Genomic DNA, 18,306 nt, shown 5'->3' with positions numbered 1-18,306 from the left:
GAAGAAATGACGGACCCAGCGGGAATTGAACCCGCGTCCTTGGGTTCGAAGCCCAAAAGGATGTCCTCTACCCCATAGGTCCCCTCTTGGTTTTCTATCATAAGTTATTAAGCGTTTTTATGTCCAGTACACTATACAATGATCCTCTCGTCAAGCGAAATCGTTCGCCGGCTCCAGGACGGCGAACTCGTCATCGAGCCATACCACGGCGTATCCCAGCAGCCCGCCTCCTACGACCTCCGGGCGGCCGAGGAGACCGTGCTCCCGTGCGGCACGTGCACCCTCGTCCCCTCGATCGAGCGAGTGGAACTCCCTGCCGACCTCGCGGCAACTCTACGGTGCCGTTCCTCGCTCGCCCGGCGCGGCATCCTCCTCGGCGGCGGGTTCGTAGACCCCGGGTTCCGGGGCCAGCTGACGCTCTGTCTGACGAACATGGGTAGAGAACCGGTTACCCTCGCTGGCGGAGACAGGATTGTGCAGATGATTCTCCAGGAGGTGCGGAGCGGCGACCGGCTTTACCGGGGTCGGTACCAGGACAGTGTTGGTGTGGTGCAGACACGATGAGCCCGTCGATACGTTCGGAACGGAAGTACCTCGAGATCCTGCGGATCCTTGCAGAATCACATGAACCGCTGGGTGCCAAAAGGTTGAGCGAGAAGATGGCCGAGAGGGGGTTCGTCCTGAGCGACCGTGCCGTCCAGTACTACCTCCAGTATCTCGATGAAGCGGGGTTTACGGAGAAGGTCGGAAACCGGGGCCGTATCCTCACCGAGGCGGGGATCGCCGAGAGCGAGAGCGCCCTCGTAGACGAGCGGATCGGCTTCATCATATCGAAACTCGAACAGCTCTCCTTCCGGAGCACCTTCGACCCGGCGACTGGGACAGGGAGCGTCGCCTACAACCTCTCCTTCGTGCGGGAGGAGGATCTCTCAGGTGTCACAGCGGCCTTCGACGAGGTTGCCGAAGCCGGCTATGGGCTTCTGAACACCTACCGGATCATCGACTCCGATCCCCGCATACCCGAAGGCCATGTCGGGATCATGACGGCCTGCAGCGTCACCCTGGACGGCGTCCTCCAGAAGATGGGCATCCCGACAAGGCTCGAATATGCCGGCAGGATCGCTATCGATGAAGATGGCTCCGCCGGGTTCCTCGACCTCATCGGCTACCGGGGGACATCGGTCGACCCGCTTCACCTCTTCATATCCGCCGGCCTCACCTCGATCACCCGGCTGGTGACGACCGGGGCCGGGGTAGGGCTTGCAAACGTCCGCGCGGTTCCCGCAGTCGCGCGGGGCCAGGTAGAGGAGGTTATCGGACTGATGATGGAGTGTGGATTCGTATTCCCCGCCGGCAGGGGCATCGGGGAGTTTAACCTCCCGAAGCACCCTTACCGGCTCTCGATTGTGGCGTTCTCCGGCATGAACATGGTGGGAAACGCCGTTGAGAAAGGCTACGCCATCAGGACCGAGATCGGCGCCGGGACCATACCGTTCGAGCGAATTACAGATGCTACCGGATCCAGGTGAACCCGTCGCTGTCCGGATCCGGCTTCTTCTCTGCTTTTTTTCTCCGTGATTGAGCGGTTGCATCGATCACGTCAAGCCTCCCGCGCGCGGGGTCAACCTCCTTCGGACGGGAACTCCCGTGGCCGAACCCCCGGCCGGTCTGGTCCAGCAGGGCATCCCTCGGTGCGGGGGCCGTCCCACGCATGGAGAGGTTGTGCCCATCGAGGGTGCCGTCGCTCGGTCGCTGTATCCCGCGGTCGATCGAGACCTGATCGCCGGTGAGCGCCCCCTCTTTCGGCCTCTGCACCGGCTTTACGGCCGCGGAGTATACGATTGCATCGTCTTTGGGAGCAGTAGTCTTCTCGATGCTGATCCCTTTCGGACCAAAGACAGAGTTCTTCGGCGCGGGCATAGATGAGGCGACCGAGGCCGAGCCGGTGAGGTCGATCTCCCTCCCGCCCTGCTTCGGGGGGAGGATGACGGCGCCGTCATCTCGCTTCTTCTCGGCTCTGGGGAGCATATCGATGGTATCGTCCCTGCGCGTGTTGCTGCCCTTGCCGCTGCCCGGGAGCAGGAGCATCTCGTCCCTCTCCGTTGTGGATGGTTCTGTCATATACGCGTTCTCCTCCAGAAATGCTGACTCAAGGGGTGAGGCGAACTCCGGGACGTCGTCCTCCACCGGTTCCCCGGTCTCCACCTCCCGGAGGGCCTCTTCGCGCAGCCGCGCCTCCTCTTCGGCCTTCAGTTCTTCCTCCTCGCACTCAAGCCGGTACTCGGCCCGGATCTCCCGGAGGTCCTCGACGCGGGGGATGTTGGACAACCCCGAGAGCACGATGATGATCCCGACAAACGAGGTGTTCCTCACCGGGTAGTCGCCGGACCGCATCTCGAGGCCAGCGATGCTCCGGTCGATCCACTTTCGGACCGTCTGAAACCCTTTCATCGAGAGCTCGGCCGAAGGCCCGGCGATCAGCACCAGCGCTTTATCGGCGCTGGTGAGGTCGCAGGGGACTGATACCTCTTCATAGACCGCTTTCTTCGCGAGCGAGACGATCCGGGCGGCCTTCTCCTGGGAGCCCTGAATGAAGTACTTCAGCGACCGGCGGCGGTAGAGGAAGTCCAGCCATCCAGTCGGCAGGCGCTCGGTAGCGTAACCGACCGCGACGAAACCGTTCCCTTTCAGGGTGTTGAGGACCTCCCCGGCGTCCAGGACAACTTCGGCGGCATCGAGCCCGGACTCGTTGAACTCGCCTGCACGGAGGAGGATGCCGATCTGTCGCGCGATCCGCTCGTTGAGCAGACCGTAGTGGACCCTCGGGTTGAGCGCTCCCGGGTTCCGGCGCAGTTTGCCCATGAGGCCGGGTTCCTCCGCCCCGGCTGCAGCCGCAGCCGCCTGGATCTTCTGCGACCAGGTCTCGTTGTCGAAGAGGAGGACCGCATCGACGAGCCCCTGGAGGGTATCGAGGTCGTCGGCGGCCTTGGCCGAGACACGTTTTCCCTCATCAAGGCATGGAAGCATGGCAAGCGCAAAGATCGGCTCCACATAGGATTTCCGGAGCTCCTCGATGATGAGCGGCGAGATGTCGATCACGTTGCCTCCGAGCCCGCAACAGATCAGGATGGCGTCGATATCCAGGGTGTCCAGACCCTGGATCCGGGTCATCACCTCCTCGATATCGATCACGTTCGTGATATCGCCGGAATCCATGACGTCGATCCGTGGAAAGAAGATTCTTGCGGGGTCGGGGAGGTGGCGGAGTTGTACGAGGGAGTTCGGGTCGATATCGATCGCTACCGCGCTCATACAGTAGACCCTGCTTCGCCGGTCGTGATCGTAGAGGCTATCCACAACCCGCGACCCGGCGCCGCCCAATCCTATCGCCAGCACTCGCATACCGTTATGCTCCCCCGTCCTGAACCATCACATGTCCATAGTGACTTTTGCCGCAAAAAAGGCGCGTATATCACTCAAAACCATTGATAACTATGTGAGCGGGCGAACATATATATTTCTGTCACGCCCGGACCCGGGCGCGCACCCGTTCGCAAGGCAATCTATTTGAATCCTTTGGTTTTATCCCCGCCTGCTGGACCCCTTCGATGGGTAAGAAAGAAGATTCTCCAGATGTCCTGGAGAACACGTTACAACTCTCCGTTTTGCAGTACCTGTGCGGTGCGTGTCGTTTGGCGAGCACAAAATGGGAATATATATAACTCCCGGCACGTAACTACTCATTGAGGTGTATAGCCTTGACTACATATGGAATTGAATTTGTGCCCGGAGCAATCAACGTCAAGCAGGTGGTGAATTACACCAAGCTTGCAGAGTCAAAGGATATCGACTACGCTTGGATCACCAACCACTACAACAACCGCCATGCATACCCGACCCTTGCCATGATCGCGGCAAACACCGACTCGATCAAGATGGGCCCGGGCATCATGAACACGTTCACCGACACCCCGGCAGCCATTGCATCCTTTATGGCTACCTTGAACGAGATCTCCGACGGACGCGCCGTCCTCGGTATCGGACCCGGTGACCTCTCGACCCTCCCGAAGCTCGCCATCGACCCCGTCAAGCCCGTCGGCCACCTGAAAGAGGGTGTCGAGCAGATCCGGAAACTCCTCGCCGGTGAAGAGGTCAAGAAGACCGGCAACATGGAATTCTTCGACTACGACGGCGCCAAGCTGACCGGCGTCACCCTGCCCGGCAAGAAGGGCATCCCGGTATACATCGGTGCCCAGGGACCCAAGGTGCTCGAGCTCGCCGGCGAGATCGGTGACGGCGCCCTGATCAACGCGTCGAACCCCAAGGACTTCGAGGTCGCCATCCCGATCATCAAGGGAGCGATGGAGAAGGCCGGCAAGAAGACCTTCGACGTCGGTGCCTACACTGCCATGTCCATCGACATGAACGAGAAGAAGGCCCGGAACGCCGCAAAGATCGTGGCCGCATTCATCGCCGCCGGCTCCCCGCCCGCGCTTCTCCAGCGCCACGGACTCGACCTCGCCAACGTCGCGAAGATCAAGGAAGCGCTCGGCCGCTTCGACTTCAAGACCGTCGGCGGACTCGTCGGCGACAAAGAGATCGACGCCTTCACCATCGCCGGAACCCCCGACATGGTCAAGCAGAAGTGCGAAGACCTCGCAAAGGCTGGAGTTACCCAGATCATCTTCGGCTCGCCGCTCGGCCCCGACATGACCACCTCCATCCGCCTGCTTGGCAAGTACATCGTCTAAGACGGAAAACTCGTCACCTTTTTTTGCCCGCATACGTGTTCCTGGTAGCCACGCGGTCCTGGATCCACAGGTATTCCTGGTTCCCTTCCTGTGTCCTGCGAGGGATGTCGCTCCCCGCCGCCGTCAATCCATACCGGGTTTTATACGGTCGGCACACTAACTGGAATATGAAGGGCTATGTTCACCATCCGCGAGGTCCGGACTGATCGGGGGGTTCTCCAGTACCGCCGGGAAACCCTCACCGGCATCCGGTGCCGGATCAGTCCTGTCCGGTGCGAACGGCAGATCGATGCCGCTCCTGCCATGCCCGGCTCCCGTGACGGCTGCCCGTTCTGCCCCGACGCCATAGAAACCGCCACTCCGACGTTCGAGGACGGCACCCGGCTCCGGTGCGGGAAGAGTGTGACGTTCCCCAACCTCTACCCCTACGCCGAACACCATGTGGTCACGGTGATCACGCCCGATCACGATGTGGCTGGCCTGTTCGACAGGAGGTGTCTCGCCGACGCCATATCCGGTACGGCGGAAGCCCTGGCCCGGTCCCCGGGCTACGCGAGCATCAACTGGAATTACCTCCCATCAGCCGGTGCAAGCCTCGTCCACCCACACCTGCAGGGTCTCGCCGACTCGGAGCCCACCTGCCTTGCGGGCCTCTACCTATCCGCCGGCCGCCGGTACCTCGCCGATCACGGCCGTCTCTACTGGGACGACCTCGTGGAGCGCGAGCGCATCTCCGGCCGATTCCTCTTCGAGGACGAGATCTTCTGGTCGGCAAATCCCGTCCCTCTCGGTGAGCGGGAGGTCCGCGGGATCCTCCCGGTATCGACGCTCGCCGAACTCGGGCCGTATGTTGAGGACCTGGCCACCGGGATCCTCCAGGTCGTCACCTTCTACCGGAGCCTCGGCACGCACGCCTTCAACCTCTCGATCTTCTTCGACACTCCCTCTGCAGGAAGGGGTCACCGGGCCTTCTGCTCTCTCATCGCCCGCCTCAACCCGAACCGCCGCTCCATGTGCGACTCGGCGTTCATGGAACGGCTGCACCTGGAACCTGTCGTCCTGACGCTTCCCGAGGAACTGGGCGCGCTCTTTCGTGAGAAAAGTTGATTTTGAGGCGTACCGACTCTCTTTATATGATAGACCCGCGTGGATTTCTGGTCGGCGGAGAATGGCGGACGAGCACCGATATTCTGGACATCCGGTTCCCATACACCGGAGAGGTCGTCGGCCGGGTCTGCCTTGCCGGGAGCGCTGACGTCGAAGGCGCCCTCTGTTCTGCCGAACGCGGTTTCTCCATCACCCGGCGCCTTCCCGCACACCGCCGCTCGGAGATCCTTTACGCTCTTGCCGGTCTCATCCGGGAACGCGCAGGAGACCTTGTCGATGCGATCGTGCTCGAAGCGGGAAAGACCCGTCTTCTTGCCGAAAACGAGGTCGTGCGTGCGCGGGAGACGATCGAGGTCTCTGCCGAGGAAGCGCGCCGGATCGAGGGCACGATCCTTCCTCTCGACTGGAACGCGGCCGGGGAAGGGCGGACCGGCTGCCTTTGCCGGTTCCCGCTCGGCCCGGTGCTCGCGATCACGCCGTTCAACTTCCCGCTCAACCTTGCCTGCCACAAACTCGGTCCGGCCATCGCCGCCGGGAACTCCGTCATCCTCAAACCCGCGTCGGCCACCCCGATCTCCTCGCTGATGCTCGGGGAGATGGCGCTCGATGCCGGGGTTCCGCCCGAAGCGATCAACGTCTTCCCCTGCCGCACCGATCTCGTGGAGAGGATGGTGCGGGACGACCGAATCGCCTATTTGAGTTTCACCGGGAGCCCGGCCGTCGGGTGGCACCTCAGGGGTATCGCCGGCAAAAAACGGGTCGGACTGGAACTGGGCGGAAACGCGGCCGTGATAGTCCACTCCGATGCCGATATCCCCTACGCGGTCGCCCGTATCGTTGCCGGCGGGTTCTCGAACGCCGGTCAGACCTGCATTGCGGTGCAACGGATCTACCTCCACCGGCCGATCTACGAGGAGGTGCTCGCGCTGCTCGTCGAGCGGGTCCGCGCCCTTACCCCCGGCGACCCGCGCGAGCCCGGGACCGACGTGGGGCCGATGATCTCGGAGTCTGCCGCCGCCGCGGCGCTCGCAAAGGTGGAGGACGCCGTCGCGGCGGGCGCGAAGGTGCTCGCGGGCGGAACCCGCGACGGCCCGCTCTTCAGGCCGACGGTCCTCGCCCGGACCACACCGGATATGGAGGTGAACCGGACCGAGGTCTTCGCCCCGGTGGTGACAGTCGCCCCCTACGAGACCTTCGAGGAGGCGCTCGCGCTCGCGAACGACTCCGAGTACGGGCTGCAGGCGGGCATCTTCACCCACGACTCCCGGAGGATCGCGCAGGCGTTCGCGGAACTCCGGGTCGGCGGCCTGGTGGTCAACGACACCTCGATGTTCCGGATGGATCACGCCCCCTACGGCGGGGTCAGGGGCTCGGGCATCGGGCGCGAGGGGCCGAAGTGCGCGATCGAGGAGATGACCGAGAAGCGGATGATGGTCTTTTTGCCGTAGGCAGCTGTGGCGGGTACCGGGCAAATAGTTTCTTACACGAATAGTGGCTTCTCGAAGAGGGAAGGCGTTTGAGAAGGCCACTGCTCGCGAATTGCTTCTCGTTTTCTGCATCTGCCACTTTTCTGCGACCACACTGGCACGGTTTTCGAGGTGATATCGCCACGCACTGCCCCCGCCCCTGGGCCGATAGTCCCACAGTCCACTGCACGGGGTTTTATTTCAGTTGCGTTGTTGCCAGCACTCGAAACCCTCTGGGTATCTCATGTTCCGGTTCTTATGAACCATCGCGCCTTACGCTCCGGTTCTTATGAACCATCGCGCTCTGAACCGTCGCGACTCGCACATAGCGGTGCTCATGCTCCAGCCCCTTGGTCCGTCGCGCTTCATGTCAGGCACCGATATGGAGATGGTCCCTGAAGACCGCGATACCCCCCGCTTACCGGCGAAGACAAACAGCATGCCCTCTACCAGGCAACGAAGTCTACAAATTCGAAAAAAGAAATGGTATTGAGTTTACTCGGGCTTGCTGATGAGCGCAGTCTTCGAGACGATCTCGCCGGTCTTCTTGTGGGGCTTCCTGATGACCGCGTCCATGCCCTTCTCGAGTTCACGTGCTTCCTCGCAGAGGTGCATCGCCTGGCGCATCATCTCGTGAGCGCTCGTAACGATCGGGATGTACTTCTCCCACTCCTTCGTCATGAAGCAGCCCTTGACGTTGACGCCCGCGACCGCCTGCGCGATCTCGTAGGCCGCGCGGGCCTTCGCGAGCGCGTAGGGGTTGGTGAACTCACCTTCGACTGCCTTGTCGGAGGTCATGACGACCTTCGGGAGAGCGAGGTCCGCGCCCTTCTTGCCTGCCTTGACCTGGTCGATCACCTTGTCGAGTTCCTGCTGCATCTTCCGGAACGCGCCGGTGATAGCGAGGACCTTGACGAGGTTTCCGTTGTAGTCTGCCATCTCGATGGGGTCGAGGAACTCACGGCGGGCGCCGATCATGGCGTCGGCCTTCATGATGATGTAGCCGAAGGTGCTCGCCTTGAGCGCGTCAAACTGCTCCTTCTTGGTGGTGACATCGTCGGTGATGACGATACAGGGAATTCCTGCCGCTGCAAGGTCCTCGCGGGCCTTTGCGGGTCCGGGGAGGACGCCGTTCGGGGAGACGACGATACAGAAGTCGGGGCCCCATGCCTTCATGTTGCTGACGACGCGGTCGATATCCTCAGGCTGCAGTTTCGTGCCGGAGGTCGCCATGAAGGTGATGATATCTTCACGGTCGGCGCGCTCATCGAGAAGGAGTTCGCCCATTACACCACTGGCAATATTTCCCAGTTTCGCAATTCCTACTTTAACAACCACTTTAACACCTCTCAAAATTTGAGAACACGATAGTATCGCCAAGTTCTCATATAAACGTTTTGAAATGGCCCGAAACCCCTCGCCGGGGTGGCGAAGGTTAAGGGGAAGTGTTTAAATTATATGTGATTATATATATATGTGATGAAACAGGGTCTGCTTACCGATCGCCAGAAAGAAGTGCTACGCTACCGGAAGAAAGGGCTGACGCAACAACAGATCGCCGAGATCATCCATACCTCGAAGGCAAACGTCTGCACCATCGAGAAGGCCGCCGTCGAGAACATCTCGCGCGCACGTGAGACGCTCGAGTTCCTCTATACCCTCGATGCGGCACACCTCTGCACGCTTCCGGGCGGCCTCGACCTGCTCAAGGCACCCGAGGTCATCTATGCGGAGGCTGAAAAAATGGGGGTAAAAGTCAAGTACGACACGATCTCGCTCATTAACCGGCTCAGGGATGCCAACCCCGATCGGTTCAGGGGCAGGCAGGTCCGCGACCCGGTCGAGATCTACATAAACGAGGACGGCGACCTGTACTTCGGGTGATGCAGTCTCTCGATGCGCGCGCTCGTGCTGGTGCGGCCATGCCGGGAGTCCTGCGAGCAGCGGGTCTTCCGGTTGCCTGCGTATGAGTGGTGCCCTCGCAGCCCTTCGTTCACCTATCCAGTCGTTCAGTTCAACGAATTGATGCCGCACCTCTGGCAGATATCCTTTTTACGTGGATTTCCGGGAAATAGGATAGCAAGGCTTATATCCTATTTTCTTTAATGTTTAAGAAACCGCTCTCCACTATCCCGTCAGGATCCCGGGGGCAGTTGGCACCGTATGTGCCTTCGATTCCCGGGATCGCTCCGGTTCCGCAACATATGTGGTTCAGGGGCTCGCGGCGGGGTGGTGTAGAGGGTACCAGAAAAAGCAACGATCGAACCCTCCTCATGGAGGGCGATGTCGATACGGAGTTGTGCTCGTCACAACGGGATGACAGGAGCTGGATCTGATCGAGACGTTGGGCCAACGCAGTGCAGCGCGCCCGGTTTCGGGGAATCTCTTCCCGGAAGCGTCAAAGAGTCAGGATCTATTGGCGAAGACTGGACCCATGCCCGGTGCACCGCCCGGGCTGGCAGCGGAGATGAGCGATCGGGATACGCGGAGACGCATGTCTTTCGCCCTCGTGATCTCCGCCGCCTCCATCAACTGTTTCCCTTCGCACCCTGGTGTTTTCACCGGGGTGTTCGATGTCCTGCCCCGAATCAACGGGTTCGTCAGAAGACCGATCGTGCCGGCTCGTCCGGCATGGAATTCGGCGTCGCTCTAGAGAGCGATGTATCGCACTACAATGCACGAAGGGTTGATTGAAACATGCCGAATTTACACAGGCCACGCAGAGGATCCCTCGCGTACAGCCCGAGAAAACGGGCGAAGAGCCCGGTTCCCCGCTACGGTTCATGGCCGGAGTACGTGGGATCCCCGGCTGTGCAGGGGTTTGCAGGGTACAAAGTGGGGATGACCCACGTCATCATGGTGGACGACCATAAGAGCAGTCCCACCGAAGGCAAGGACGTAATGGTGCCGGTGACCGTGGTTGAGGTCCCGCCCATGCGGGTGGCAGGGGTGCGCGCATACAGCGAGGATACCTACGGAAAGCACGCGCTGACCGAGGCCTGGACGACCGACCTCGACGAGGAGTTGTCCCGTCGCATCAACGTCCCGAAGAACCACGACACCGCTGCCGCCCTCGATGCCATCAGGAATGCAATCGGTGAAGGCAAGGTTGCGGAACTCTACGCTCTGGCCTACACCCGGCCTATGGAACTCACCGGTGTCCCGAAGAAGGTCCCCGACCTTATGGAGATGCGGATCGCCGGCGGAAACCTTGACGAGCAGATCGCCTACGCCGCCGGAATTCTTGGAAAAGAGATTTCAATCTCCGGCAACCTCGAGGTCGGCGAATACGTCGACGTGACCGCCGTTACCACCGGTAAGGGCACCGAAGGCCCCGTCAAGCGCTGGGGCGTCCAGGTCCGGAAGCGGAAGCACTCCCGCGGCGGCAAGAAGCGCCACATCGGCAACCTCGGTCCGTGGCATCCGCACCATGTTCGGTGGCAGGTGCCCCAGATGGGCCAGATGGGCTACCAGCAGCGCACTGAGTTCAATAAGCGCATCTTAAAGGTCGGCACCGACGGCGCCGACATAACGCCGGCAGGCGGATTCCTCCACTACGGCCTTGTGCGCGGCCCCTACGTCTTGATCAAGGGCTCCGTCCCGGGACCGAACAAGCGGCTGGTCCGGATACGGTCCGCAATACGGCAGGGTGAACACACCGTCCGCACGCCGACGATCAGTTTCGTCAGCGCGCAGAGTCAGCAGGGGTGAGCAGCGATGAAGGCACAGGTTCGAACACTGACAGGCGAGATCGCCCACGAGATCGATCTCCCGGAAATCTTTAATGAAGAGTACAGGCCCGACCTGATTAAGCGGGCTGTCCTCGCGCTCCAGAGCACCCGGTTCCAGCCACATGGAACTGACCCCTATGCCGGCCTCCGCACCTCGGCAGAGTCGTGGGGTAGCGGCCGGGGTGTCGCTCAGGTTCCCCGTCTGAAGAACGGCAGCAAGGTGGCACGGGTGCCGCAGGCAACCGGTGGTCGTGCAGCGCACCCCCCGAAGGTCGCAAAGATCCTGGTCAAGGAGATCAACCGGAAAGAGAAGCGCAAGGCCTTCCGGTCCGCCGTCGCAGCCAGCACCTACCAGGACCTCGCCCGGGAACGCGGGCACCTCTTTGAGGGCGACCTCCCGCTGGTCTTCGAGGACCGGTTCGAGGAGATCACCCGGACAGGCGAGATCATTGCGGCACTCACTGCGCTTGGTGTCTATGCCGACGTCGAGCGGGCGAAGGGTAGCAGGAAGGTCCGTGCGGGACGCGGTACCATGCGTGGCCGCCGTTACAAGCAGCGCAAGAGCGTCCTCATCGTCACCGGGAACGAACCGCTCCGGGCAGCCAGGAACCTTGCCGGCGTCGATGCCGTGGCGGTCAACCAGCTGAACACCGAACTGCTGGCACCCGGCACGCAGGCAGGACGCCTGACGATCTGGACCGAGTCTGCAATCCGGAGACTGGAGGAGTTCTCATGATGTTGAAATATCCATTCGTTACTGAAAAGGCAACGATGATGCTTGAAGGCGAGAGCAAACTCCAGTTTATCGTGCAGAGGAATGCCACGAAGTCGGATATCAAGCGCGAGTTGGAGTCTGCCTTTGAACAGGAAGTGACCTCTGTCCGCACACTGATGACCATGAAAGGCGAAAAGAAGGCCATCGTAAAGTTTGCTGACATGAAAGCGGCTGAAGAGATCCTCAGCCGGCTGGGAATAATGTGAGGTGAGTGACGAATGGCACATCGAATTATAGCACAGAGCCGCGGGAAAGGCGGCCCGTCCTACCGTGCACCGTCGCACCGGTATAAGGCCGAACTGCGGCACATGGGGAAGACCGACGTCCTGACCTCCGCGGTCGTCATCGACATCGAGCATGATCCGGCCCGTCACGCGCCGATCGCTCTCGCCCGGCTCGAGGACGGCCAGAAGGTCTACATCCTTGCCACTGAAGGACTCGGTGTCGGGGATGCGGTCTCCTGGGGCACGGGTGGCGTGGTGAAGAACGGAAACACCCTGCCGCTCAGCGAGGTCCCGGTCGGCGCATACGTCTGCAACATTGAAGCCAGGCCCAACGACGGCGGTAAATTTGTCCGCTCGAGCGGCGTCCAGGCCCTCGTCATCGGCAAGGCCGATGACGGCAGAGTCGGTGTTCGGATGCCGAGCGGCAAGAACAAGTGGTTCAACGGTGCCTGCATGGCAACCGTCGGTATCGTTGCCGGCGGCGGACGGGGAGAAAAACCGTTCGTCAAGGCAGGAAAGAAGGCTTTCCACGTCAGGTCCTCCTCCGAGAGATGGCCCCGCGTCAAGGGTGTCTGCATGAACGTCATCGACCACCCATTCGGTGGCGGTGGCCACCAGCACTGCGGCCGGCCGAAGACCGTATCCCATGGGACGCCCCCAGGGCGAAAGGTAGGGCATATTGCCGCCCGGAGAACCGGCAAGTGGAAGAAGTGAGGGTGAATCATGGCAAAGAAGACACAGAAGCGAATGCCGCGGCGGCGTGAGGAGTTCACCTATCGCGGCCATTCCATGGACGATCTGCAGCAGATGGCTCTCTCCGAGTTGATGCCGATCATGCCGGCCCGGGCACGGAGGAAGTTTGACCGCGGTCTCTCCCGGGAACACGAGAAACTCCTCGCCGATCTCCGGTCGGGAGACGGGAAGGTCCGCACCCACCTGCGCGACATGGTCGTCCTGCCCGAGATGGTCGGCAAGACGATCGAGATCCATAACGGGAAGGAGTTCCAGAAAGTGGAGATTCAGCCTGAGGCGGTCTTCCACTACCTTGGAGAGTTTGCACTGACCCGCAGAAGGGTTTCCCACGGCAGCGCCGGTATCGGTGCAACCCGGTCGAGTAAATACGTACCGCTGAAGTGATGGCTATGGCAAGAACAGAATATTCAGCACAGATCAAGGGCGAGAACGTCGCTCGCGCAAAAGCGAACGAACTTCCTGTCTCTCCCAAGCACTCGATCGAGATTGCCAGGTTCATCCGGAAGATGACCACCACCGAAGCAAGGGCATACCTTGCCGACGTGGTGGAGTTGAAGAAGGCTATCCCCTTCAAGCGGTTCAACCGGAACGTCGCGCACAAGCGCGGCCTTCAGAAGTGGGCGGCAGGCCGGTACCCGGTCAAGGCCGCAGAGGCCTACATCCGGCTGCTTGAGTCTGTCGAGAAGAACGCCGAGTACATTGGCCTTGATACCGGTAAACTCCGGATCGACCACGTTGCCGCGAACGCCGGCCGTGGCCTCCGGGCATTCTTCCCGCGCGCGATGGGTCGCGCCACCCCGAAGCGCAGGGAGACCGTGAACATCGAGATCGTTGTGACCGAGGTGGCGTAATGGCAATCGAGAAGAAATTTATCACTGACGGCGTGCGCAACGTCCGGGTCGAGCAGTTCCTCACGAAGGAGCTCAAGCGGGCAGGATACGGCGGCATGGACATCACCCGGACGCCGCTCGGCACCCAGGTGACCATCTTTGCGGAGAAGCCCGGTATCGTGATCGGGAAGGGCGGCAAGCAGGTCCGCCAGCTCACTCAGGACCTCGCCACCACCTACGATATCGAGTCTCCGCAGGTGGAGGTCCAGCAGGTCCAGAACCCCAACTTCAACGCCCAGATCATGGCGGAGCGGCTGGCAAACGCGCTTGAACGCGGCTGGTACTTCCGGAAGGCGGGCCAGAGCACGATTCGCCGGGTGATGGAGTCCGGTGCGCTCGGCTGCGAGGTCGTCATTGCCGGGAAGCTGACGGGTGCCCGGTCACGGACCCAGAAGTTCACCGAGGGGTACGTCAAGCACTGTGGTGAGCCCAGCGAGACGATCGTCGAGAAGGGCTACGCGCTTGCGATCAAGAAACTCGGGACCATCGGGGTTCAGGTCAAGATTGTCCCGCCGGATGCCCGGCTGCCCGACACCTTCGATGTCCTTGAGCCCGTGAAGAAGGCCCCGGCCGAGCCCATCGAGACCGAAGAGGTCGGCGAAGAGGTCTTCGAGGAAGAGTTCGAGGATATCTCCGGTGAGGAATACACGGAGGAGAGGTAAATGGCAATCTTTCGCGCACGGGAAGTAAAACAACTCTCCGATGTCGAACTCCTTGAGCAGGAGCAGAAACTCTCCCTCGAACTGATCCAGGAGCGGGGGAAAGTCAGTGCCGGCGGTGCCACCGAGAACCCCGGGAGGATTCGTGAGGTCAGGAGGACTATCGCGCGCATCCGGACAGAACAGAACGCGCGGAGGAACGCATGATCTCTCCCCAGAACGTCCTGCGGCACGAACTGATCGGCCTGGACGTTCTGGTCGCCCGCGCGAGCAACCCGGGTCATGCCGGGGTGTCCGGTCGCATCATCGATGAGACCAGAAACACCCTGGTCATCTTGACCGGGCGAGGAGAGACGCGGATACCAAAGCGGTGCAGCATATTCCGCATCCGGCTCCCGGATGGCACGACCGTCGATCTGGACGGTTCGAGCCTTGAAGTGCAGCCGGAACGGCGGATAAATATGCGCATCAGATAAACGAGGCTGAATAATGGCACGAAACATTGGGTTGGACGTCCCCCTTCCGGAAACGGAATGTGAGGACGTAAATTGTCCGTTTCACGGCAGTTTGCCGGTACGCGGCCAGGTGATTACCGGCAAAGTCGTGAGCGACCGTATGAACGGTAGCGTCGTCGTGGAGCGTGAGTTCCTCCACTACGTCAAGAAATACAAGCGGTATGAGAAGCGCAGATCCCGGTACCACGCCCACAGCACGCCCTGCATCAACGCAGGCGTGGGCGACGTGGTCCGAATCGCGGAGTGCAGACCGCTCTCAAAGACCAAGAACTTCGTGGTGGTCGAGGTGATGAAGGAATGAAGGCGATGCAGTCGACCATTCCGCGCGCCCTCGCCACCGGCTCCCAGATGGTCTGCTCCGACAACACCGGCGCACGACTCGTGGAGATCGTCTCGGTCGACGGCTACCACGGTGTCCGGCGGCGGCAGCCCTGCATGGGCGTCGGCGACATCGCGACCGTGAGCGTCAAGAAAGGCACCCCCGATATGCGGAGGAAACTTGAGAAAGCGGTGGTCATCCGGCAGAAGAAGGAGATCCGCCGCCCGAACGGCATCCGGCTCTCGTTCGAGGACAACGCCATGGTGCTCATCAATGAGCGCGGCGAGCCGAAGGGAACGGAGATCAAGGGTGCCGTCCCCCGCGAGATCGCGGAGCGGTTCCCGAAGATCGCCTCCATGGCGACGATTATCGTCTAAGGTGTGGTGAAGAAATGGTACGCATAGTAAGCAAACAACCGAGAAAACAGCGTAAGGCGCGCTACAACGCACCGAACCACACCCGGGGCCGGTTCCTCTCCGCATCGCTTGCCCCCGAGCTCCGCGGCAAGTACAGCACCCGGAGAACCCGTGTGATCAAGGGCGACACCGTCAAGGTGCTCCGTGGAGACTTTGCCGGCGACGAAGGCGTCGTCGATGCGGTTGATATGAAGATGTGCCGGCTGGTCGTGCACGGCGTGATGGTGACGAAGTCGGACGGAACCGAGGTTCCCCGGCCTGTCGATCCCTCGAACGTGCAGATCACGAAGCTCAACCTGAAAGACAAACTACGTGAGGAGAGACTCGGAGGCGGAGCATAATGTCCAACTATCTCAAGCGGCTGGTAGCGCCGGAATCCTGGCATATCCCCAAAAAAGTGCAGAAATTCGTCATGAAGACCGCTCCGGGCCCCCACAATGCCGGTGCTCTACCGGTCGGCGTCTGGCTCCGCGAGCACATTGGTCTTGCCCAGAACGCGAGCGAGGTTCGGAAGATCCTGCACCAGCGTGACATCATCGTCAACGGGCGGGCCTGCAGGGACCCGCAGATGGGCCTCGGCGTCTTCGATATCGTCTCGATCCCGAAGCTCGGGAAGCACTACCGCATTCAGCTCGACATGCGGGGTAACCTGATCGCCGTCGAGATCCCGGCAGAGTCCGCGAAGACCCGGCTCTGCAAGATCCGGAATAAGACCACGGTCAAGGGCGGCAAGGTTCAGTTGAACCTTGCGTTCGGTGCGAACATCCTCGCCGACAACACCTACAGGGCAAAAGACTCCATCGTCGTGACCCTTGGCGTCGAGGGTGATGACCGGTTCCGGATTGTCGATCACTTCCCCTTCGGAGAAGGGAACGTGGCCACCATCGTCGGCGGAAAGCACTCCGGAAAGGTCGGCAGGATCGTCGAGATCATCAAGACCGCAAGTTCCGTCCCAAACCGCGTCATCCTCGCAGACGACTCGACCGGAACCCGGTTTGAGACCATCGAGGAGTACGTCTTCATGGTCGGCCGCTCCGCGATTGCACCTGAACTGGAGGCACTGGCATGAGCGCGATGAAGGATATCTACATCGACAAGGTTGTCGTGCATATGGGCGTCGGAGAGAGCGGTGAACGGCTGGTCAAGGCCGAGGATCTCATGAGAAAGATCACCGGCCAGAAGTCCGTCCGCACCATCGCAAAGCGGACCCAGCCCGCGTTCGGTATCCGGAAGGGCGCACCCATCGGGTGCAAGGTCACCCTGCGCCGTGAGAGCGCCGAGAAGTTCATCACGACCGCGCTTGCCATCATCGAGCGGCAGCTCGCACCCTCGCAGTTCGACCAGACCGGCAACGTCTCCTTCGGTATCGAGGAGCACACCGACTTCCCGGGCATGTCATACGACCCGACAATCGGCATCTACGGCATGGACGTCAACGTTGTGCTCGAGCGCAAAGGCGTTCGGATTGCACGACGGGCCGTCGAGCGCAGGAAGCTGCCGGCTGACCAGAAAGTGAACAAAGAGGAAGCCATTGCGTTCATGCGCGAGCACTACCAGGTGGAGGTGTAAAGAATGGCAGATGAGTCAGGCGCACCTTCAGCGGGCGAGAACATGAAGAAGTTCGGCCGTGGTGCAAACGAGTGCCGCATATGCGGCCGGAAACAAGGCCTTGTGCGTAAATACGGCATCTACTTCTGCCGCCAGTGCTTCCGCGAATGGGCAGGGAAGATGGGCTTTAAGAAGATGAACTAGAGGTTGAGAGAACATGGCACGACTGAATCCAATCGCTGACGCGATGAGCACGATCAAGAATGCCGGCGACGCTGGAAAGAACGAGGTTATTATCGAACCCGCCAGCAAGCTCCTCGGTGCAATGCTCCGCGTTATGCAGGAAAACGGCTTTATCGGCAGCTTCGAGTTCATCGACGACGGTCGCGGCGGCCAGTTCCGGGTCCAGCTTTCCGGAACGATCAATAAGTGTGGCGCCATCACCCCCCGGTTCCCGGTGGCAATGGCTGATATGGAATACTGGGAGTCGCAGTACCTCCCCGCAAAGAACTTCGGTATCCTGATCGTCTCTACCTCGAAAGGAGTCATCTCCCACGCGGAGGCTCGGGGCGAGGGTATCGGCGGGCAACTGCTGGGATACGTCTACTAAAGGAGGGAAGAGTATGGGAATAACACGACAGATCGAGATCCCTCCTGGTGTGAATGTCACGCTCGAGGGGAGCATGCTCACGGTCTCGGGACCGAAGGGCACGCTGGCTCGTGACATGCGCTTCCCGCAGATCAATGTCACGGTCGAGGGCGGCGAAGTCGTCGTCGCCACGGCATCCGACAAGAAGCGGTTCCTCGCCATGAGCGGCACGCTTGAGGCGCTGGCAAAGAGCATGATCCGGGGCGTTTCCGAAGGCTACGAGTATCGCATGAAGGTGGTCTACAGCCACTTCCCGATCCAGCTCAAGCAGCAGGGTAACCTTCTCGAGATCAACAACTTCCTTGGCGAGAAACAACCCCGGGTAGCGAAGATCATTGAGGGCGTCACCGTCAAGATCGGAAACGACGAAGTGACCCTCACCGGTATCGACAGGGAGAAAGTAGGGAATACGGCCGCAAACATCGAGCACGCGACCAGGGTCACGAAGCGTGATCCCCGTGTGTTCCAGGACGGCGTTTACATCACTGAGAGGGCGTGAAGAG

General features: G+C 60.9%; 25 protein-coding genes and 1 tRNA gene. 23 read left to right on the top strand and 3 right to left on the bottom strand.

The window, feature by feature from the left end; all coding sequences use genetic code 11:
* Nucleotides 1–10: 10 nt before the first annotated feature.
* A tRNA-Arg gene (locus V6K60_RS09805) sits at nt 11–82 on the bottom strand.
* 56 nt (nt 83–138) lie between these two features.
* Between V6K60_RS09805 and V6K60_RS09800 the strand changes: the two genes are divergently transcribed.
* Together V6K60_RS09800 and V6K60_RS09795 are read left to right on the top strand one after the other, a co-directional pair.
* Nucleotides 139–564, top strand: coding sequence for a dCTP deaminase (locus tag V6K60_RS09800; RefSeq protein ID WP_332450340.1), 426 nt, complete (start codon nt 139–141; stop codon nt 562–564).
* Nucleotides 561–1,529 carry a DUF128 domain-containing protein gene (locus V6K60_RS09795; protein WP_332450339.1) on the top strand — a complete coding sequence of 323 codons (969 nt, stop codon included), beginning with the start codon at nt 561–563 and terminating at the stop codon, nt 1,527–1,529. Before V6K60_RS09800 ends, V6K60_RS09795 begins: the two co-directional genes overlap by 4 nt.
* On the opposite strand, the gene V6K60_RS09790 is transcribed toward V6K60_RS09795, so the two are convergent.
* The gene (locus V6K60_RS09790) at nt 1,513–3,402 is read right to left on the bottom strand and encodes a tubulin/FtsZ family protein (protein ID WP_332450338.1); all 1,890 of its coding nucleotides are present in this window, start codon (nt 3,400–3,402) and stop codon (nt 1,513–1,515) included. The genes V6K60_RS09795 and V6K60_RS09790 overlap by 17 nt on opposite strands.
* Nucleotides 3,403–3,758: 356 nt before the next feature.
* Between V6K60_RS09790 and V6K60_RS09785 the strand changes: the two genes are divergently transcribed.
* The 3 genes from V6K60_RS09785 (at nt 3,759) to V6K60_RS09775 (ending at nt 7,306) form a co-directional block, all read left to right on the top strand.
* Nucleotides 3,759–4,751: a 5,10-methylenetetrahydromethanopterin reductase gene (locus V6K60_RS09785; RefSeq protein ID WP_332450337.1), complete on the top strand. Its 993-nt coding sequence runs from the start codon at nt 3,759–3,761 to the stop codon at nt 4,749–4,751.
* A gap of 177 nt (nt 4,752–4,928) precedes the next feature.
* On the top strand, nt 4,929–5,858 hold the full coding sequence (locus V6K60_RS09780) for a galactose-1-phosphate uridylyltransferase (RefSeq protein ID WP_332450336.1): 930 nt from the start codon (nt 4,929–4,931) through the stop codon (nt 5,856–5,858).
* 26 nt (nt 5,859–5,884) lie between these two features.
* The gene (locus tag V6K60_RS09775) at nt 5,885–7,306 is read left to right on the top strand and encodes an aldehyde dehydrogenase family protein (RefSeq protein ID WP_332450335.1); all 1,422 of its coding nucleotides are present in this window, start codon (nt 5,885–5,887) and stop codon (nt 7,304–7,306) included.
* 513 nt (nt 7,307–7,819) lie between these two features.
* On the opposite strand, the gene V6K60_RS09770 is transcribed toward V6K60_RS09775, so the two are convergent.
* Nucleotides 7,820–8,662 (bottom strand): F420-dependent methylenetetrahydromethanopterin dehydrogenase, encoded by an 843-nt coding sequence (locus V6K60_RS09770; RefSeq protein WP_332450334.1) that lies wholly within the window; start codon nt 8,660–8,662, stop codon nt 7,820–7,822.
* Between the two features lie 141 nt (nt 8,663–8,803).
* Here V6K60_RS09770 and V6K60_RS09765 point away from each other — a divergent pair, with 141 nt between their 5' ends.
* The 18 genes from V6K60_RS09765 to V6K60_RS09680 all read left to right on the top strand — a co-directional run bounded on the left by V6K60_RS09765 (nt 8,804) and on the right by V6K60_RS09680 (nt 18,302).
* Nucleotides 8,804–9,208 (top strand): Tfx family DNA-binding protein, encoded by a 405-nt coding sequence (locus V6K60_RS09765; protein ID WP_332450333.1) that lies wholly within the window; start codon nt 8,804–8,806, stop codon nt 9,206–9,208.
* An 813-nt stretch (nt 9,209–10,021) separates the two neighbouring features.
* Entirely contained in the window at nt 10,022–11,035 is a 1,014-nt protein-coding gene (locus tag V6K60_RS09760) for a 50S ribosomal protein L3 (protein WP_332450332.1), read from the top strand.
* Nucleotides 11,036–11,041: 6 nt separating this feature from the next.
* A complete protein-coding gene (gene rpl4p / locus V6K60_RS09755; RefSeq protein WP_332450331.1) occupies nt 11,042–11,791 on the top strand; it encodes a 50S ribosomal protein L4 in 750 nt (249 codons plus the stop codon).
* Nucleotides 11,788–12,036, top strand: a complete 249-nt coding sequence (locus V6K60_RS09750) for a 50S ribosomal protein L23 (RefSeq protein ID WP_332450330.1) — start codon at nt 11,788–11,790, stop codon at nt 12,034–12,036. The genes rpl4p and V6K60_RS09750 overlap by 4 nt, the downstream gene beginning before the upstream one ends.
* Nucleotides 12,037–12,048: 12 nt before the next feature.
* A complete protein-coding gene (locus V6K60_RS09745) occupies nt 12,049–12,768 on the top strand; it encodes a 50S ribosomal protein L2 (protein WP_332450329.1) in 720 nt (239 codons plus the stop codon).
* A gap of 9 nt (nt 12,769–12,777) precedes the next feature.
* Nucleotides 12,778–13,191 carry a 30S ribosomal protein S19 gene (locus tag V6K60_RS09740; protein WP_332450328.1) on the top strand — a complete coding sequence of 138 codons (414 nt, stop codon included), beginning with the start codon at nt 12,778–12,780 and terminating at the stop codon, nt 13,189–13,191.
* Nucleotides 13,192–13,196: 5 nt separating this feature from the next.
* The gene (locus V6K60_RS09735) at nt 13,197–13,658 is read left to right on the top strand and encodes a 50S ribosomal protein L22 (RefSeq protein WP_332450327.1); all 462 of its coding nucleotides are present in this window, start codon (nt 13,197–13,199) and stop codon (nt 13,656–13,658) included.
* The gene (locus V6K60_RS09730) at nt 13,658–14,359 is read left to right on the top strand and encodes a 30S ribosomal protein S3 (protein WP_332450326.1); all 702 of its coding nucleotides are present in this window, start codon (nt 13,658–13,660) and stop codon (nt 14,357–14,359) included. Before V6K60_RS09735 ends, V6K60_RS09730 begins: the two co-directional genes overlap by 1 nt.
* Nucleotides 14,360–14,563 carry a 50S ribosomal protein L29 gene (gene rpmC, locus V6K60_RS09725; RefSeq protein ID WP_292382422.1) on the top strand — a complete coding sequence of 68 codons (204 nt, stop codon included), beginning with the start codon at nt 14,360–14,362 and terminating at the stop codon, nt 14,561–14,563. It begins immediately after the preceding gene.
* On the top strand, nt 14,560–14,832 hold the full coding sequence (locus V6K60_RS09720) for a ribonuclease P protein component 1 (protein WP_332450325.1): 273 nt from the start codon (nt 14,560–14,562) through the stop codon (nt 14,830–14,832). The genes rpmC and V6K60_RS09720 overlap by 4 nt, the downstream gene beginning before the upstream one ends.
* A gap of 13 nt (nt 14,833–14,845) precedes the next feature.
* Nucleotides 14,846–15,172 carry a 30S ribosomal protein S17 gene (locus V6K60_RS09715; RefSeq protein ID WP_332450324.1) on the top strand — a complete coding sequence of 109 codons (327 nt, stop codon included), beginning with the start codon at nt 14,846–14,848 and terminating at the stop codon, nt 15,170–15,172.
* Nucleotides 15,169–15,567 (top strand): 50S ribosomal protein L14, encoded by a 399-nt coding sequence (gene rpl14p, locus V6K60_RS09710; protein WP_332450323.1) that lies wholly within the window; start codon nt 15,169–15,171, stop codon nt 15,565–15,567. Before V6K60_RS09715 ends, rpl14p begins: the two co-directional genes overlap by 4 nt.
* Before the next feature lie 14 nt (nt 15,568–15,581).
* Complete coding sequence (rplX, locus tag V6K60_RS09705; protein WP_332450322.1) at nt 15,582–15,947, top strand: 50S ribosomal protein L24; 366 nt, start codon at nt 15,582–15,584, stop codon at nt 15,945–15,947.
* Nucleotides 15,947–16,675, top strand: a complete 729-nt coding sequence (locus tag V6K60_RS09700; protein ID WP_332450321.1) for a 30S ribosomal protein S4e — start codon at nt 15,947–15,949, stop codon at nt 16,673–16,675. The genes rplX and V6K60_RS09700 overlap by 1 nt, the downstream gene beginning before the upstream one ends.
* Nucleotides 16,672–17,175, top strand: coding sequence for a 50S ribosomal protein L5 (locus V6K60_RS09695; RefSeq protein ID WP_332450320.1), 504 nt, complete (start codon nt 16,672–16,674; stop codon nt 17,173–17,175). Before V6K60_RS09700 ends, V6K60_RS09695 begins: the two co-directional genes overlap by 4 nt.
* Before the next feature lie 3 nt (nt 17,176–17,178).
* The gene (locus V6K60_RS09690; protein WP_332450319.1) at nt 17,179–17,358 is read left to right on the top strand and encodes a 30S ribosomal protein S14; all 180 of its coding nucleotides are present in this window, start codon (nt 17,179–17,181) and stop codon (nt 17,356–17,358) included.
* A gap of 13 nt (nt 17,359–17,371) precedes the next feature.
* Nucleotides 17,372–17,764, top strand: coding sequence for a 30S ribosomal protein S8 (locus V6K60_RS09685; protein ID WP_332450318.1), 393 nt, complete (start codon nt 17,372–17,374; stop codon nt 17,762–17,764).
* 13 nt (nt 17,765–17,777) lie between these two features.
* Complete coding sequence (locus tag V6K60_RS09680; RefSeq protein ID WP_332450317.1) at nt 17,778–18,302, top strand: 50S ribosomal protein L6; 525 nt, start codon at nt 17,778–17,780, stop codon at nt 18,300–18,302.
* Nucleotides 18,303–18,306 lie beyond the last annotated feature (4 nt).

The organism is Methanoculleus sp. (assembly GCF_036677455.1).
Classification (GTDB): Archaea; Halobacteriota; Methanomicrobia; order Methanomicrobiales; family Methanoculleaceae; genus Methanoculleus.
This window is presented reverse-complemented; position numbering and strand designations above follow the sequence as displayed.

Excerpts from the sequence above, each read along its gene's own strand:
- V6K60_RS09715 (WP_332450324.1), top strand. The coding sequence starts at position 14,846 with ATGGCACGAAACATTGGGTTGGACGTCCCCCTTCCGGAAACGGAATGT.
- V6K60_RS09735 (WP_332450327.1), top strand. The coding sequence starts at position 13,197 with ATGGCAAGAACAGAATATTCAGCACAGATCAAGGGCGAGAACGTCGCT.
- V6K60_RS09690 (WP_332450319.1), top strand. The coding sequence starts at position 17,179 with ATGGCAGATGAGTCAGGCGCACCTTCAGCGGGCGAGAACATGAAGAAG.
- V6K60_RS09685 (WP_332450318.1), top strand. The coding sequence starts at position 17,372 with ATGGCACGACTGAATCCAATCGCTGACGCGATGAGCACGATCAAGAAT.
- V6K60_RS09745 (WP_332450329.1), top strand. The coding sequence starts at position 12,049 with ATGGCACATCGAATTATAGCACAGAGCCGCGGGAAAGGCGGCCCGTCC.
- V6K60_RS09790 (WP_332450338.1), bottom strand. The coding sequence starts at position 3,402 with ATGCGAGTGCTGGCGATAGGATTGGGCGGCGCCGGGTCGCGGGTTGTG.
- V6K60_RS09775 (WP_332450335.1), top strand. The coding sequence starts at position 5,885 with ATGATAGACCCGCGTGGATTTCTGGTCGGCGGAGAATGGCGGACGAGC.
- rpl14p (WP_332450323.1), top strand. The coding sequence starts at position 15,169 with ATGAAGGCGATGCAGTCGACCATTCCGCGCGCCCTCGCCACCGGCTCC.
- V6K60_RS09800 (WP_332450340.1), top strand. The coding sequence starts at position 139 with ATGATCCTCTCGTCAAGCGAAATCGTTCGCCGGCTCCAGGACGGCGAA.
- V6K60_RS09780 (WP_332450336.1), top strand. The coding sequence starts at position 4,929 with ATGTTCACCATCCGCGAGGTCCGGACTGATCGGGGGGTTCTCCAGTAC.
- V6K60_RS09680 (WP_332450317.1), top strand. The coding sequence starts at position 17,778 with ATGGGAATAACACGACAGATCGAGATCCCTCCTGGTGTGAATGTCACG.
- V6K60_RS09700 (WP_332450321.1), top strand. The coding sequence starts at position 15,947 with ATGTCCAACTATCTCAAGCGGCTGGTAGCGCCGGAATCCTGGCATATC.
- rpmC (WP_292382422.1), top strand. The coding sequence starts at position 14,360 with ATGGCAATCTTTCGCGCACGGGAAGTAAAACAACTCTCCGATGTCGAA.
- rpl4p (WP_332450331.1), top strand. The coding sequence starts at position 11,042 with ATGAAGGCACAGGTTCGAACACTGACAGGCGAGATCGCCCACGAGATC.
- V6K60_RS09795 (WP_332450339.1), top strand. The coding sequence starts at position 561 with ATGAGCCCGTCGATACGTTCGGAACGGAAGTACCTCGAGATCCTGCGG.
- V6K60_RS09760 (WP_332450332.1), top strand. The coding sequence starts at position 10,022 with ATGCCGAATTTACACAGGCCACGCAGAGGATCCCTCGCGTACAGCCCG.
- rplX (WP_332450322.1), top strand. The coding sequence starts at position 15,582 with ATGGTACGCATAGTAAGCAAACAACCGAGAAAACAGCGTAAGGCGCGC.
- V6K60_RS09720 (WP_332450325.1), top strand. The coding sequence starts at position 14,560 with ATGATCTCTCCCCAGAACGTCCTGCGGCACGAACTGATCGGCCTGGAC.
- V6K60_RS09750 (WP_332450330.1), top strand. The coding sequence starts at position 11,788 with ATGATGTTGAAATATCCATTCGTTACTGAAAAGGCAACGATGATGCTT.
- V6K60_RS09695 (WP_332450320.1), top strand. The coding sequence starts at position 16,672 with ATGAGCGCGATGAAGGATATCTACATCGACAAGGTTGTCGTGCATATG.
- V6K60_RS09730 (WP_332450326.1), top strand. The coding sequence starts at position 13,658 with ATGGCAATCGAGAAGAAATTTATCACTGACGGCGTGCGCAACGTCCGG.
- V6K60_RS09765 (WP_332450333.1), top strand. The coding sequence starts at position 8,804 with ATGAAACAGGGTCTGCTTACCGATCGCCAGAAAGAAGTGCTACGCTAC.
- V6K60_RS09740 (WP_332450328.1), top strand. The coding sequence starts at position 12,778 with ATGGCAAAGAAGACACAGAAGCGAATGCCGCGGCGGCGTGAGGAGTTC.